Raw genomic sequence first — 13710 nt, 5'->3', positions numbered from 1 at the left:
CGGTCGATCTCGTGTGACCCTCGGTCATGACCAGCGCTCCGGACATCGTCTGCCTCGGCGAACCCCTGATCGAATTCAACCGTCCGAAGGAAAGCGACGGGCGCACCTGGCTGCAGGGCTTCGGAGGCGACTCCCAGAACGTGGCCATCGCGGCGGCCCGCCAGGGCGCCTCGACCGGCTACCTGACGAGCGTCGGCCAGGACTGGATGGGCGATGCCTTCCTCGACCTGTGGCAGAGCGAGGGCGTCGATGCGTCGAGGGTCACGCGGCATCCCTCGGCGCCGACCGGCGTGAGTTTCGTCACCCATTCCGCCGCCGGCCACAAGTTCGACTATCTCCGCAAGAATTCCGCCGCCTCGCTGATGACGCCCGACATGCTGCCCGCGGACTACATCGCGAGCGCCAGGGTCTTCCATCTCTCCGCGATCGGCCAGGCGATCAGCGACAGCGCCCGCGAAACCTGCGACGCCGCCCTCGAAATCGCCCGCAAGGCGGGCGTGAAGGTGTCCTACGATACCAATCTCCGCCTGCGGCTCTGGGACCTCGACACCGCGCGCGAGGTCATCGACGCCACGATCGCGCGCTGTGACATCGCCCTGCCCAGCCTCGACGATTCCCAGCAACTCACCGGCCTGAAGGAACCCGAGGCGATCGCCGCCTACTATCTCGAACTCGGTGCGCCTCTGGTGGCGCTCAAGATGGGAGCGGACGGATCGTTGATCGCCACGCGCGAGCGCCAGACCCGCATCGCCCCGCACCAGGTCGAGGCGGTGGACGCGACCGGCGCCGGCGACACGTTCGACGGGGCGTTCCTCACCCGCCTGCTGGCCGGCGACGATCCGGAAACGGCGGCGCGGTACGCCAACGTGGCGGCGGCGCTGTCGACCACCGGCTACGGCGCCGTGACCCCGATGCCGCGCGCGGCCGACGTGCTCACGGCACTGAGGCGCGCCGCCTGAACCTCGGCATCACGGCCCGCAGGAACCGGCCGAACACGGTCGCCTGCTGGACGATCCAGCCACGGCCATTGTCGGCATCGACGGCGGCATCGTCGACGCCCGTCGGCCGGATCTTCTCGTCATAGATCGCCGTGCCGAACAGGATGTCCCAGATCGGAAACACCGGCGCGAAGTTGTGATCCTGGATATGCCGTTCGGCGGGCGTCGACAGGGCGTGATGCAGGCGGTGGAAGCGCGGCCCGACCAGCAGCCGCTCGCCCAGCCAGCCGAACGACATGTCGACGTTGGCATGCGACCAGCTTTCGACCAGCCGGCCGACCATCAGGATCACGACATATTCGCCGGGCTGGACGCCCACGAACTGCGAGAACAGGACCAGCGCCAGGGTGATCAGCAGGTCGTCGATCACGTGATTGCGGTCGTCCGTCCACACCGTCATGCGGCGCTGGCTGTGATGCAGGCTATGCAGCGCCCACCACCATCCGAAGGCATGCTGCCCGCGGTGCAGCCAGTAGGCGGCGAAGTCGTAGAGCACGAAATAGACGAGGAACGATAGGAGGGCGTTGTCGCCGATCCAGGGCAGCAGACGCTCGAGACGCGGCGGCATGTAGCCCCAGCTCCGCACCGCCAGCTCGATCTCCTGAACCAGCGGGTAGGTCAGGATGAAGATGGCGAGCGGAATGATTCCCAGCTTGTTCAGGACCGTATAGACGCGATCGACCATGATCAGCCCGTCGTCGGTCCCAGCCTTCTCGAGCGGCCAGCGGCGCTCGAAGTAGCGCATGCCGATCGCGATCACCGCGATCTGGACGACGCCCAGCATGACGAATTCGACCGCGCTGTAGCCCGGCTCGTACCAGGCCATAAGTCCGAAGTGGAACAGGACGGGGCTGACGAGCGTCTCGAACAGCCAGGCCTGGACGCCGACCCAGAGGTCGATCAGGTCGCGCATGGCGCGCCTACTTGCGGTCGCCCGCCGTCGACGCCGCGCGGACCGGAATGCCCGCGCCGGCGGTGACGGTCGCCGTGGACTTCAGCATGAAGACACCATGCGGGGACTTGCCCACCGGGACGCTGCCGACGACCTTCATCGTATCGATGTCGATGATGGCGACGCGGCGCAGGAAACGCTGGGTCACCCAGAGTTCCCGTCCATCGGGCGTGATGTCCATGCAGTCGGGCCCACCGGGGATGCGGACATTGGCGACCACCTTCGGCTCGTCCTTGGTGTCGATCAGGGAGACCATGCCCTCGACGCGATTGCTGAGGAAGTAGTGGCGGCCATCGCCCTTGGGAAAGAAGTTGTGGGCACCCTTGCCGGTCTGGAGGCTGCCCTTCACCGCGCCGTCTGTGGGATCGACGGTCACGATCCGGTCCTCGCCGGTCAGCGCGACCAGCAGACGTTTGTCGTCCGGCAGCATCACGATACCCGCCGGCGCATTACCGACCGGCATGTTCCACTTGAGCGTCTGCGTCGCCAGGTCGAAGGCCGCGACCCGCCCGCTCTGCTGCAGGGTGACGAAGACGGTCTTGGACTCGGTATCGAAGGCGATGTGGCTCGGCAGGCCGTCGATGAATATGCGCCCGGCGAGGCGAAACCCATCGGCATGGTAGATGTCGACATGGTCGAGCCGGTAGGCGGCCGTCACGAACCACTTGCCGTCGGGGCTGAAGCCCAGATGGTAGGGGTCGAGGATGTCCTTGACGACCCGCTTGCGCTCGCCGGTCTTGATGTCGAGGCTGAGCAGCTCGTTGGTCGCCGTCGACCCGATCAGCACTTCCTTGCCGTCCGGGGACAGGATCAGATGGTGGGGCTCCCGGCCGACCGGCAGGCGCACGACCTCGGTACGGGCGCTACGGCTCACGATGCTGTAGGACGCCTCGTCGGAATTCAGGATGATGACGGAATCGGCTCGCGCAGCCCCGCTCACCACAAGCGAAAACGCCAGCGCCGCGATCGACAACCTATTCATTTGGGTAGCCGCTGCTCCTTGAGGATTTTCTTGAAGCACCTTTCCACAGCTTCCGCTAGCGGCGTTTGAGCGTCGAGGCGGCGGCGGCCAGTCTTTCGACGCTTTGCCAGTCACCTGTTGCCACGGCGACACGCGGGGCCACCCAGGAACCGCCCACGCAGGCAACGTTCGGAAGCGCCAGATAGGCCGGCGCCGTCTCCGCCGTGACCCCGCCGGTCGGGCAGAATCGCAGACCCGACAGGGGCGCGCCGACCGCCTTGATCCAGGTCAAACCGCCCGCGGCATCGGCCGGAAAAAACTTGAGAATCTCGAAGCCGTGCTCGGCCAGCATCATCGCTTCGGAAACCGTCTGGACGCCCGGCAGGAACGGTATGCCGGATGACCGTGCCGCCCGTGCCAGCGCTGCCGTACAGCCCGGGCTCACGGCAAAACGCGCGCTGGCACGCTGCACCTGATCAAGCTGTACCGGATCGAGCACGGTCCCTGCGCCGACGATTGCCTCCGGCACCTCGGCGGCGACCGCCCGAATGGCTTCAAGCGCCGCCGGCGTGCGCAACGTGATCTCGAGAACCGGGAGCCCGCCCCTCACGAGGGCCCGGGCGAGCGGAACGGCCGTCTCCGGCGTCTCGATGGTGAGGACCGGGATGACCGGTGCCCGCGCGGCGATGGCAGCGATGTCCCCGACCGGGCTCACCGTCAGACGCTCCAGCCGCCGTCGATCACGTTGACCGTGCCGGTGGTGAAGGCGGATTCGTCGCTGGCGAGATAGGTCGCCAGCGCCGCGATCTCCTCGGCCGCGCCGAACCGGCCGGTCGGCTGGCGCTGCAGGAAGAACTGCCGGGCGTCGGCGCCCCCGCCCAGGGACGAGATGCGATCGTCGAGCGACGGGGTCTGGACCGTGCCGGGGCAGATCGCGTTGCAGCGGATTCCCTTCGAGACATAGTCGACGGACACCGATTTGGTGAGGCCGATCACGGCCGCCTTGGTGGTCCCATAGACGAAGCGCAGCGCCGCGCCCTTCACCGAGGAGGCGGCCGAGGACATGTTCACGATCGAACCGGAGCCCCGGGCCAGCATGCCCGGCAGGAACGCCTGGATCGTCCAGAACATGCTGCGGACGTTGAGGTCGAAGGCGAACTGCCATTGCTCGTCGGTCGCCTCCAGCACCGATCCGTGATGGACGAAGCCGGCACAGTTGAAGAGCACGTCGACCGCGCCGGTTTCCGCTGCGAGCCCGCCGATGGCGGCCTTGTCGAGCACGTCGAGCGTGCGGGTCGTCACGCCCTCGATGCCGTCGAGCGCCGCCAGCTTTACCGAATCGACATCGGTCGCCCAGACCCGGCCCCCTTCGCGTGCAAACGCTCGCGCTGTCGCTGCGCCAATACCCTGCCCGGCCGCCGTCACGACGCAGGTCTTGCCCTTCAGTCGCATGTCATCCCTCCCCCGGCCGGACCTGTTCGACGAGGCTTACTTGATCAGGCCCTTTTCCTTGTAGAATTTCTCCGCCCCCGGATGCAGCGGGATGGCAATGCCGTGCAACGCCGTGTCGAGCTTGATGGCCTTGCCCTTGGCGTGGCCCGAATCCAGCAGCCGGCGGGTGTTGGCGTTCCAGAGCGCCGCCGTGACGGCATAGATCAGCGGCTCGGGCTGCTTGAGCGAGGTTGCCCAGATCGCGGTGACGCTGACCGTCTTCACGCCGCCCACGTTCTTGTAGGCGTCGTCCGGAATCTCGTCGTTCGCAAAGAAGCTGAACTTCTTCAGCAGACCCTCGGCCTCCGGGCCGGCGATCGGGACCAGGTCGATGCCCGTCGTGGCCGCCAGTTCGGAAATCGCCCCGTTGGGCCAGCCACTCACGCTGAAGAAGGCGTCGAGCGTCCCGTCCTTGAGCTTGTCGGCGGCCTGTTGCGTCTTGAGGTACTCCGCTTTCAGGTCCTTTTCGGTGAGACCGTAGGCGGACAGGATGAGCCGCGCGTCGACCAGAGTCCCGGAACCGGGCTCGTCCAGCGACAGGCGCTTGCCCTTGAGATCCGCCACGGTCTTGATGCCGGAGCCCTTGCGCGCCACCAGCTGGAAGCTCTCCGGGTAGAGGCTGGCGATCGCGCGCAGGCCCTCCGCCTTCGGGCGTCCCTCGTAGATGCCGGTCCCGTTATAGGCCCAGTAGGCCACGTCGGACTGAACGAAGCCGGACTGCAGGTTGCCCGCGGCAATGGCCGTCGCGTTGGCTACCGAACCGTTGGAGGCCACGGCGGTGGCGACCAGACCTGGTACACCGCACGAGCCGCCATCGGCACAGGCGCGCGACCCCGGCGGGTTTGAGATGGCATTGGCGATCAATCCGCCGATCGGGAAGTACGTGCCGGCCGTGGCGCCGGTACCGATCCTGAAGAAGGTGATATCCTGCGCCCGGGCAGGCATGGCGCCCCAGGCAGCGGCCCCGAGGCCGCCCAGCAGCGCTGTCCTGCGATTGATCGGCATTGGAATCTCCTTCTTCTCCGGCGATTAGATCGCGTCCGACGATGCGCTGCAACGACCGGCGTTCAGTTCACGCCGATGGCGCGACTCAGGGTCGGCCCGATCTCCTTGTGAATGACCAGGTCGGCATCGTCGTCCTGGTCGGTGGGTTCGCGATTGACGATCACGAACTTGGCGCCATTGCGGCGCGCGAGTTGCGGAAATCCGGCGGCCGGATAGACGACCAGCGAACTGCCCAGCACGATGAACAGGTCGCAGGCCAGCGTCTCCTCCTGGGCCCGAAGCATCGGCACTTCGGGCATCGCCTGGCCGAAGGAGATGGTCGCCGTCTTCACGATACCCTCGCATTTCTCGCAGACCGGCAGCACCCCCTTTTCGAGGAAGGCTCTCCTGATCGGTGCGAGTTCATGACGGTGCCCGCAGTCGAGGCAGGTGGCATAGGTCGTGTTGCCGTGCAGCTCGATGATCTTCGAGTCCGGCACGCCCGAGCGCTGGTGCAGTCCGTCGATGTTCTGGGTGATGATGGCGCTCATCCGCCCCTGCTCCACCAGCTTGGCCAGCGCGCGGTGGCCGGCATTCGGCTCGGCCTTCAGCAGGGTCTCGTCGGTGGCGAACTTGCGGTGCCAGGACTCGCGGCGCATCTCGTCGGAGGCCATGAAGTCGTCGAAGTAGATCGGCTTGTAGCGGGTCCAGATCCCACCGGGCGACCGGAAATCCGGGATGCCCGACTCGGTCGAGATACCGGCCCCCGTGAAGGCCACGATGCGCTCGGCCGCATCGACCATCGCGCGCAGGCGTTCGGCTTCGTCCATTGCTCACCTCCATCAAGGGCAGGATATCATCGGGCGATGGGCGTGCACGACAAACCGGCCTAAGCTCCACCGAACCCTTCTCGGAGCCGCCGCCATGCCGCGCCACATCGTTTGCCTCACCTTCGATCACGACCATCTCTCGAGCTTCATCGCCCGCGGCATGACCTCGCCGACCGCGATCTCGCGCGGCGAGTACGACGTCGTCGTCATCCCGCGCCTGGTGGCCCTGATGGAGCGCTACGGGATCAAGGGCACCTTCTTCACGCCCGGACACACGATCGACAGCACGCCGCAGGCTGTCGCGCCCTATGTCGAGGCCGGCCACGAGCTCGCCCATCACGGCTGGACGCACCGCCTGCCCGTCACCCTCTCGCGCGAGGAGGAAGAGGAGGAGATCGTCCGCGGCAACGACTCGATCAAGCGCATCAGCGGCCGGACGGCGCGCGGGTACCGTTCTCCCGCGTGGGACCTCTCTCCCCACTCGATCGAGCTGCTGCTGAAGCACGGCATCCAGTACGACAGCTCGATGATGGGCCATGACTACGACTGCTACTTCGCCCGCCAGGGCGACGTCGCCGAGCTGATGAAGCCGTTCGTGCGCGGCCGCGAGACGCCGCTGCTCGAGATGCCGATCAGCTGGTCGCTCGACGACTTCCCGCACTTCGAATACATGCGCCTGCCCAACGGCTCGGTTCAGCAAGGCCTGATGAACGCCACGAACGTGCTCGACAATTTCGTCGACGACTTCACCTACATGACCCGCGTCCAGCCCGACTTCGGGATCCTCACCTACACCTTCCATCCGCATGTGATCGGCCGTGGCCATCGCATGATGATGCTGGAACGCCTGATCCAGCGCCTGATGGAAGGCGGCGCGGTCTTCATGACGATGGAACAGGCGATGGGCGAATGGCTCGCGCGCAACCAGGCGGCGCGTAAGGCCGCGGAGTAGCCCCTTGTCTTCCTGAGCGCAGCGAAGGATCTCACGCCCGCCCAGGAGTCAGTTGGTCGTTCCGCAAGGTCCTTCCCTGCGCTCAGGACGACAGGTTAGAGCGGCACGCTTCGCGCCACGCGGATCGCGCGGCAGATGGTGACCATCTTGCCGATGGCATGGTCGACGAACAGGCCAACGGCCTTCTCGATCTCCATGGCGTGAGCCGGCCGCGCGGCCGAGATCGCGCGGGCAATGTCGGCCGCAAGCGCGGCGGCCGTCCGGCGGTTGTCGAGAACGGCCCTGCGCAGCGAGCCGTCGGCGGCGACCGGGGCCAGCACCGTCTCGATCCTCGCCAGAAAAGACGGCGCATGAGCGAGGTGGCGGTACATGCTGGCCAGGATCAGTGGCTGCGGCTCGTCGCCGAACTTATTGAGACGCAGGACCAGCGCCCACGTTTCGGGGGCGACGTCTTCCGCCGAAGCCAGCTTGGGCAGGGCCAGGTCGGGCGCCGCCTTGCGCGAGCCGGGCGTGATCTTGCCATCGCGGGCCACCGCGTCGTTCAGCCAGGCGCGCAGAGCGCCGAGGGCAAACAGGTTGATCGTGTTGGAATGGTCATAGCTCGCCAGCACGGCATCGACGCTGGCCGGCTCTTCCCCGGCCAGGGAGGCCAGTTTGGGAATGTCCATCGTCCGACGGAAGGCCGCCATCGCGGCGTCCGGCAGCCCGGCGAGATAGAGCGGCTTCACCGCCGCCCAGGCCCAGGGCAGCGCGCCGTCCATGGTGGCGAGATGGCGCCATACGAGATTGACCACGCGGACGCCGACGGTGGTCCGGATGTCGGCGAACAGATCGGCGATCTCGCCGGTGGCCGCAGCTTCGGTTATGGCCGGAAGAGGATCGCTCACTCGGCGGCCTGCTTCGAATCCTGTCCGAGGACGGTGAAGAACGAGGCGGTCTTGGGCTGCTTGGGCAGTTCCACCAAGCCCTCCTTGAGACGGGCGAAGCGGGCCTCCTGGCCGCGCACGATGCGGCCCTCGTTCAGGCTCGGCATCGGGTTGCGCGCGATCGGCACCGCATCGGCCGCGGTGTAGACGCAGATGTAGAGGCCGCGCGACGTGTCGGCGCCGTTGGCGGCCGAGCCATGGAGCAGCCGCGTGTGCATCAGGCAGACGCTGCCCGCCTTGCCGAGGCAGGGCACCGACTGGCCGAGCGCCTTCTTCTCCTCGTCGGGTGCGACCGCGCCGGTGAAGCGCTCGCCCTCGAACAGCGACAGGACCGGCCCCTTGTGCGAGCCCGGCACAACGGTGAGGCAGCCGTTGCTCTCGTCGACATCGTCGAGGAACAAGAGCGCCGTCACGATGTCGTCGTTGGTGTGCGGCGTATAGGCGAAATCCTGATGGTAGTTCACCTCGGTACGCGCGCCCGGGAGCTTCAGGTTGATCTTGCAGTGGTGGAACTTCACGTCCGGCCCGATCAGCTCGGCCACCATGTCGACCATGCGGGCGTCGAGCATGACCTCGCGATAGGCGTCGGAAATGTCGGACGGATTGTTGATCCGCCGCAGCGCCGGCTTCTCCGCACTGTGCTCCGCGCCCATGTCGAAGCGCGGACGACCGTCGACGGTCGGCGGGCCGAAGGGGGTGGTGTGGGCCCTGCTCTGCTCGACCCAAGCCGCGATCTCGGCCTTCAGTGCGGCAAGCTGCGCCGGCGTGACGGCGTCCTCCACCATGAGATACCCGTCGCGCCAGAACGCGTCGCGTTGCTCCTGTGTCAGCGCCGCCATGCCCGTCTCCCTCAGCGTCCCTTGAATACCGGCTTACGCTTCTCCATGAAGGCCGTGCGGCCCTCGACATAGTCTTCCGAATCGAAGCACTGCTTCACCAGCCCGTTGAGGCGGGCGAAATCCGGCTCGCCGTCGAGGCGCGTCAGCTCCTCGATGGTGCGCTTGGCGGCGTGCATGGTGAGCGGCGCATTCTCGCCGATCATGCGGCAGTAGTCGTCGACGAAGGAATCGAGCTCGGCATCGGGCACGACGCGCGTGACCAGGCCCATGCCGAAGGCTTCCTGAGCATTGAAGTGCCGGGCGGTGAAGAAGATCTCCTTGGCGTGGGACGGGCCCACCAGGTCGGTCAGGATCTTCAGCCCGCTGGCACGATAGCCGAGCCCGAGCCGGGCCGCCGGCACGCCGAAGCGGCTGTTCTCGGAGGCGATGCGGATGTCGCAGAGCAGCGACACCGCCAGCCCGCCGCCGATGCAATAGCCGCGGATGCGGGCGATGGTCGGCTTGGAGCACTGGTGCAGGCGCTTGTTGGCCTCCTCGCCGATCTTGTCGTAGTAGGCGACCTGCTCGGGCGTGTTGCGGGCCTTCTCGAACTCCGAAATGTCGGCGCCCGAGACGAACGCCTTGTCGCCCGCACCGGTGACGACCACGACGCGGATCGCCGGGTCCTTCTCGAACTCGTCGAGAATGACCGGGATCGCCTCCCACATGTCGGTCGAGGTGGCGTTGTGTTTCTGCGGCTTGTTGAAGACGAGCCGGCCGACCGGTCCCACCTTCTCCGCGATCATGTTCGGCGTCGGGCTAATCATGCTCAGATCACGCCCCGCTTGCGGAAGTCGGCGATCGCCGCGTCGTCGAAGCCCGCCTCCTTGAGCACGCCGTCTGTATGCTCGCCCTGCTCCGGCGTTGCCGTCTTCATCTCGAAGGGGGTGCGGCTCATGGTGATCGCCTGGCCGATCAGCTCGATGTCGCCCAGCTTGGGCGAGTGCACGGGATGGGCCATCTTCAGGTGCTTGACCTGCGGATCGGCGAACATCTCGTCCATCTTGTAGATCGGGCCGGCGGGCACGCCGGCCTTGTTGAGCTTCTCGACGAGGTCGGCGCTGCTGTATTGCGCAACCCGCTTGTTGATCTCGTCGTTCAGCGCGTCGCGGTTCTTGGCACGTCCCTTGTCCGTGCTGAACCGCTCGTCGGTGTAGAGTTCCGGCGAATTCACGGCCTCGCAGAAGCGCTTGTAGATGTGCCCGCCCGAGGCCGCGATGTTGATGTAGCCGTCGTTGGTCTTGAAGACGCCGGTCGGAATCGAGGTCGGATGGTTGTTGCCGGCCTGGCCGGGCACTTCCTTCGACATCGTCCAGCGCGCTGCCTGGAAATCGCACATCGAAATCATCGCCTGCAGGAGCGAGCTCGACACCCACTGGCCCTGCCCCGAGGTCTCGCGCTCCAGCAGCGCGATCAGGATGCCGATGGCGCAATGCAGGCCCGCGCCCACGTCGGCCACGGCGATGCCGGCGCGCATCGGGCCCTCGCCCGGATTGCCGGTCACCATCATCAGGCCGCCCATGCCCTGGGCGATCTGGTCGAAGCCCGCCCGCTCGGCATAGGGCCCGTCCTGGCCGAAGCCCGAGATCGATCCCAGGACGATCCGCGGGTTCACCTTCTTCAGGCTCTCATAGTCGATACCGAGGCGGAATTTCACGTCGGCGCGGTAGTTCTCGACCACCACGTCGGCCTGCTCGACCAGCTTCATGAAGATGGCTTTGCCGTCCGGCTCCTTGAGGTTGAGCGTGACCGACCGCTTGTTGCGATGCAGGTTCTGGAAGTCGGGCCCGTGGCGCGGACCGCCCATGTCCATCTCGCCGGCGGACGGCGGCATCTCGACCTTGATGCAGTCGGCACCCCAGTCGGCGAGGTAGCGCACGGCCGTCGGACCGGCGCGCACGCGCGTCAGGTCGAGGACTTTGAAACGGGCTAGCGGTCCTGCGGTCATGCTCTCACTCTACGTTTGGAACTACTCTACCCGTACCATGGCGGACGGCGCGATCTCCAGCCAGACGCGGCTGCCGACCTCGAAAACGACAGTCGGGGATGTCGAAACGCGCAACGGCTTCGTGCCGCCCTGCGGACGGACCTGATAGTCCCAGTATTCGCCGAGATAGGAGCGGTCGACGATCTCGGCCTCGATGGCAAGGCCCGGCCCGGCCGGCTTCTCGCGGGAAAGGCCGATGGCTTGGGGGCGCAACGAATAAAGGAGCTTCCCGCCGCCGGTCGCGCCTTCCAGCGCCACGGCCGGCGCGCCGAAGCCGTCGAACCGCACATCGCTACCCTGCAGCGCGCCTTCCAGGAAGTTCGTGCGGCCGATGAAGCCCGCCACGAACCGGCTCTTGGGACGCCCGTAGAGCACATGCGGGGCGTCGATCTGCTCGACCTTCCCCTTGTTCATGACGACAATGCGGTCGGACGTGACCATCGCCTCGGACTGGTCGTGCGTCACGTAGACCGTCGTGATCTTGAACTCGTCGTGCAGGCGGCGGATTTCGAACCGCATCTCCTCGCGCAGATTGGCGTCGAGATTGGACAGCGGCTCGTCGAGCAGCAGCACCTCGGGTTCGACGACGATGGCGCGGGCCAGGGCGACGCGCTGCTGCTGGCCGCCGGACAGCTCGGCCGGGTAGCGGCCCTTCAGGTTGCGCATCTGGACGACGTCCAGGATCTTGTCGACCCGCCGGTCGATCTCGGCGCGCGACAGTTTCCGGATCTGCAGGCCGAAGCCGACATTCTCGCCCACCGTCATGTTGGGCCAGATGGCATAGCTCTGGAAGATCATCGACATGCGGCGATGCTCCGGCGGCACCACGCCCGACGCCGACGAAATCTGCTTCCCATCCATCTCGATGCTGCCGCCGCTCGGCGGCATGAAGCCCGCGATCATGCGCAGGGTCGTGGTCTTGCCGCAGCCCGACGGGCCCAGCAGGGAGACGAACTCGCCCTTGGCGAGCTCCAGCGAGAAATCGGCCACCGCCTCGAACGCGCCATAGCGCTTGGCGACATTCTTCAAAACGAGCTTGCTCATGTCGCGTTACGCCTCAGCATGAAGTCGCGGCCCAGGGCCTTTTGGCCGATCCAGAGGAGCGGCAGGGTCAGTACCTGCAAGACCAGGGCGAGCGCGGCGAGTCGTTCGAAGTTCCCCTCCTCGCTCATGTCGAAGATCATGACGGACGCCACCTTCGTGTTGGGGCCATAGAGGAAGATCGCCGCCGACAGCTCGCGCGTCGCCGGGATGAAGATCAGAAGCCATGCGCCCATCATATTGCGCTTGAGCAGCGGCGCCACGACGCGACGTAATGCCGTCAGACGGCTGCCGCCGAGCACACGGACCGCCTCCTCCATCTCGGGGTTGAGACTGTTGATGGCGGCGCTGGCATTGACGTAGCCCACCGGCAGGAAGCGCGTGGTGAAGGCCAGGATCATGATCAGCGCGGTGCCGTAGAGCGCCAGCGGCGGCGGCGCATAGGCCGCGTAGAAGCCGATCGCCAGCACGACGCCGGGAATCACGAACGGCGCCACGCAGAGGAAGCCCAGCACGCCACCGAACGGAATCAACCGCCGCGCCACGATGTAGGCCACGCCCAGGGTCAGGAACACCGCGATGGTGGCACTGATCCCGCCATAGACGAAACTGTTGATGACCGACTGGGCCGCCGTGGCATGCTCGAACAGAATGAAGCGAAAGTTCGCGATGGTGATGTTGTCGAGCAGGAACCCGCGCCCCCAGGCCTTGGCGAAGGCCGAATGGATCAGGAAGATATAGGGCAGGAACACCGCCAGGGCGGCCACGAACATGGCGTAGCCGAACACCACCCAGCGCCAGCGGCCGAGCAGGATCGGACGCCGCTCGCCGCCCTTGCCGGTCAGCGCCACGAAGCCCTTGCGGCGCACGATCAGCCGCTGGACCAGCACCAGCAGGATGGTGACGCCCAGCAACGGCATGGCATAGGCCGCCGCCACCTCGACTCGGACGGGATTGCCGAAGAACTGGAAAAGCTGCGTCGTGACGACGTTGAAGCGCGCCGGGATCGCGATCAAGGCGGGCGAGCCGAACAGCGCGATCGCCTCCAGAAAGCAGATGATCATGCCGCCCAGGATGGCCGGCAGCGCGAGCGGCAGGGTCACCTTGCGCATCGTCCGCCACGGTCCCGCGCCCAGGATGTTGGCGGCGTCCTCCATCTCCGACGATACCAGCTCGAGCGCCGCCGTCGTGAAGATGAAGATGTAGGGAAACGAATAGAGCGCGATGACGACGGCGAGGCCGGTGAAGCTGTAGATGTTGAACGGCCCGGCCTCCGCCCCCGTCGCCATCATGTAGAAACGGTTGAGCCAGCCTGCGTTCGGGCCGGCCAGAAGGATCCAGGCGACGGCGCCGGTGTAGGGCGGCGTGATGAAGGTCGCCAGCACGAGCATGCGCGTCAGGCCGCGGCCCGGCATGTTGGTACGCGCGACCGCCCAGGCCAGCGGCACGGCGAAGACACCGGCCAGCAGCGCGGACACGGCGCCGAGTTTCAGCGAATTGACCAGAGCATCGATATAGCGCGCCCGGCCATAGGCCGTCGCATAGTTGGCAAGGGTGAACTCGCCGGTGCGCTCCGCCTGGAAACTGGTGATGACCAGATAGACGAACGGGCTCACCACCAGGAACAGAAGGACCGCGATGATCGCGATCCACAGGAGCCAGGACGGATCGAACCGGCTGGCGCGCACGGGGCGCACCGGCATCGTGTCG

Annotated in this window: 14 protein-coding genes; 2 read left to right on the top strand and 12 right to left on the bottom strand. The window is 66.5% G+C overall.

All coding sequences use genetic code 11. The annotated features are described in order from the left end of the window. Positions 1 to 26 precede the first annotated feature (26 nt). Positions 27 to 959: a sugar kinase gene (locus tag ACO07K_RS10345; RefSeq protein ID WP_422035850.1), complete on the top strand. Its 933-nt coding sequence runs from the start codon at positions 27 to 29 to the stop codon at positions 957 to 959. Here ACO07K_RS10345 and ACO07K_RS10340 read toward each other — a convergent pair. From ACO07K_RS10340 to ACO07K_RS10315, 6 genes are all read right to left on the bottom strand, one after another. Continuing rightward, entirely contained in the window at positions 934 to 1911 is a 978-nt protein-coding gene (locus tag ACO07K_RS10340) for a sterol desaturase family protein (RefSeq protein ID WP_422035849.1), read from the bottom strand. The two genes, ACO07K_RS10345 and ACO07K_RS10340, sit on opposite strands and share 26 nt — an antisense overlap. A 7-nt stretch (positions 1912 to 1918) precedes the next feature. Then, a complete protein-coding gene (locus tag ACO07K_RS10335) occupies positions 1919 to 2932 on the bottom strand; it encodes a YncE family protein (RefSeq protein WP_422035848.1) in 1014 nt (337 codons plus the stop codon). A 55-nt stretch (positions 2933 to 2987) separates the two neighbouring features. After that, the gene (eda, locus tag ACO07K_RS10330; protein ID WP_422035847.1) at positions 2988 to 3626 is read right to left on the bottom strand and encodes a bifunctional 4-hydroxy-2-oxoglutarate aldolase/2-dehydro-3-deoxy-phosphogluconate aldolase; all 639 of its coding nucleotides are present in this window, start codon (positions 3624 to 3626) and stop codon (positions 2988 to 2990) included. Positions 3627 to 3628: 2 nt separating this feature from the next. After that, on the bottom strand, positions 3629 to 4363 hold the full coding sequence (locus ACO07K_RS10325) for an SDR family oxidoreductase (RefSeq protein WP_422035846.1): 735 nt from the start codon (positions 4361 to 4363) through the stop codon (positions 3629 to 3631). 36 nt (positions 4364 to 4399) lie between these two features. Then, entirely contained in the window at positions 4400 to 5407 is a 1008-nt protein-coding gene (locus ACO07K_RS10320) for a TAXI family TRAP transporter solute-binding subunit (protein WP_422035845.1), read from the bottom strand. Between the two features lie 62 nt (positions 5408 to 5469). Next, complete coding sequence (locus ACO07K_RS10315; RefSeq protein ID WP_422035844.1) at positions 5470 to 6216, bottom strand: SIR2 family NAD-dependent protein deacylase; 747 nt, start codon at positions 6214 to 6216, stop codon at positions 5470 to 5472. Between the two features lie 94 nt (positions 6217 to 6310). On the opposite strand from ACO07K_RS10315, the gene ACO07K_RS10310 reads away from it, so the two are divergent. Then, positions 6311 to 7168 carry a polysaccharide deacetylase family protein gene (locus ACO07K_RS10310; RefSeq protein WP_422035843.1) on the top strand — a complete coding sequence of 286 codons (858 nt, stop codon included), beginning with the start codon at positions 6311 to 6313 and terminating at the stop codon, positions 7166 to 7168. 95 nt (positions 7169 to 7263) lie between these two features. On the opposite strand, the gene ACO07K_RS10305 is transcribed toward ACO07K_RS10310, so the two are convergent. The 6 genes from ACO07K_RS10305 to ACO07K_RS10280 are packed head-to-tail and all read right to left on the bottom strand — an operon-like array spanning position 7264 to position 13703. Continuing rightward, on the bottom strand, positions 7264 to 8055 hold the full coding sequence (locus tag ACO07K_RS10305; protein WP_422035842.1) for a hypothetical protein: 792 nt from the start codon (positions 8053 to 8055) through the stop codon (positions 7264 to 7266). Next, positions 8052 to 8933 carry a phytanoyl-CoA dioxygenase family protein gene (locus ACO07K_RS10300; RefSeq protein WP_422035841.1) on the bottom strand — a complete coding sequence of 294 codons (882 nt, stop codon included), beginning with the start codon at positions 8931 to 8933 and terminating at the stop codon, positions 8052 to 8054. Before ACO07K_RS10300 ends, ACO07K_RS10305 begins: the two co-directional genes overlap by 4 nt. Before the next feature lie 11 nt (positions 8934 to 8944). After that, a complete protein-coding gene (locus ACO07K_RS10295; RefSeq protein WP_422035840.1) occupies positions 8945 to 9739 on the bottom strand; it encodes an enoyl-CoA hydratase in 795 nt (264 codons plus the stop codon). Between the two features lie 2 nt (positions 9740 to 9741). Next, positions 9742 to 10920, bottom strand: coding sequence for a CaiB/BaiF CoA transferase family protein (locus ACO07K_RS10290; RefSeq protein WP_422035839.1), 1179 nt, complete (start codon positions 10918 to 10920; stop codon positions 9742 to 9744). A gap of 21 nt (positions 10921 to 10941) precedes the next feature. After that, entirely contained in the window at positions 10942 to 12003 is a 1062-nt protein-coding gene (locus tag ACO07K_RS10285; RefSeq protein ID WP_422035838.1) for an ABC transporter ATP-binding protein, read from the bottom strand. Beyond that, on the bottom strand, positions 12000 to 13703 hold the full coding sequence (locus ACO07K_RS10280; RefSeq protein ID WP_422035837.1) for an ABC transporter permease: 1704 nt from the start codon (positions 13701 to 13703) through the stop codon (positions 12000 to 12002). The genes ACO07K_RS10285 and ACO07K_RS10280 overlap by 4 nt, the downstream gene beginning before the upstream one ends. Positions 13704 to 13710 lie beyond the last annotated feature (7 nt).

This window comes from Reyranella sp. (assembly GCF_965228225.1).
Classification (GTDB): Bacteria; Pseudomonadota; Alphaproteobacteria; order Reyranellales; family Reyranellaceae; genus Reyranella.
Note: the sequence above shows the minus strand (reverse complement) of the source record. Positions and strands in the feature narration are given on the sequence as shown.

Coding starts and splice junctions, on each gene's coding strand:
- ACO07K_RS10345 (WP_422035850.1), top strand. CDS start 27: ATGACCAGCGCTCCGGACATCGTCTGCCTCGGCGAACCCCTGATCGAA.
- ACO07K_RS10340 (WP_422035849.1), bottom strand. CDS start 1,911: ATGCGCGACCTGATCGACCTCTGGGTCGGCGTCCAGGCCTGGCTGTTC.
- ACO07K_RS10335 (WP_422035848.1), bottom strand. CDS start 2,932: ATGAATAGGTTGTCGATCGCGGCGCTGGCGTTTTCGCTTGTGGTGAGC.
- ACO07K_RS10325 (WP_422035846.1), bottom strand. CDS start 4,363: ATGCGACTGAAGGGCAAGACCTGCGTCGTGACGGCGGCCGGGCAGGGT.
- ACO07K_RS10320 (WP_422035845.1), bottom strand. CDS start 5,407: ATGCCGATCAATCGCAGGACAGCGCTGCTGGGCGGCCTCGGGGCCGCT.
- ACO07K_RS10315 (WP_422035844.1), bottom strand. CDS start 6,216: ATGGACGAAGCCGAACGCCTGCGCGCGATGGTCGATGCGGCCGAGCGC.
- ACO07K_RS10310 (WP_422035843.1), top strand. CDS start 6,311: ATGCCGCGCCACATCGTTTGCCTCACCTTCGATCACGACCATCTCTCG.
- ACO07K_RS10300 (WP_422035841.1), bottom strand. CDS start 8,933: ATGGCGGCGCTGACACAGGAGCAACGCGACGCGTTCTGGCGCGACGGG.
- ACO07K_RS10295 (WP_422035840.1), bottom strand. CDS start 9,739: ATGATTAGCCCGACGCCGAACATGATCGCGGAGAAGGTGGGACCGGTC.
- ACO07K_RS10290 (WP_422035839.1), bottom strand. CDS start 10,920: ATGACCGCAGGACCGCTAGCCCGTTTCAAAGTCCTCGACCTGACGCGC.
- ACO07K_RS10285 (WP_422035838.1), bottom strand. CDS start 12,003: ATGAGCAAGCTCGTTTTGAAGAATGTCGCCAAGCGCTATGGCGCGTTC.
- ACO07K_RS10280 (WP_422035837.1), bottom strand. CDS start 13,703: ATGCCGGTGCGCCCCGTGCGCGCCAGCCGGTTCGATCCGTCCTGGCTC.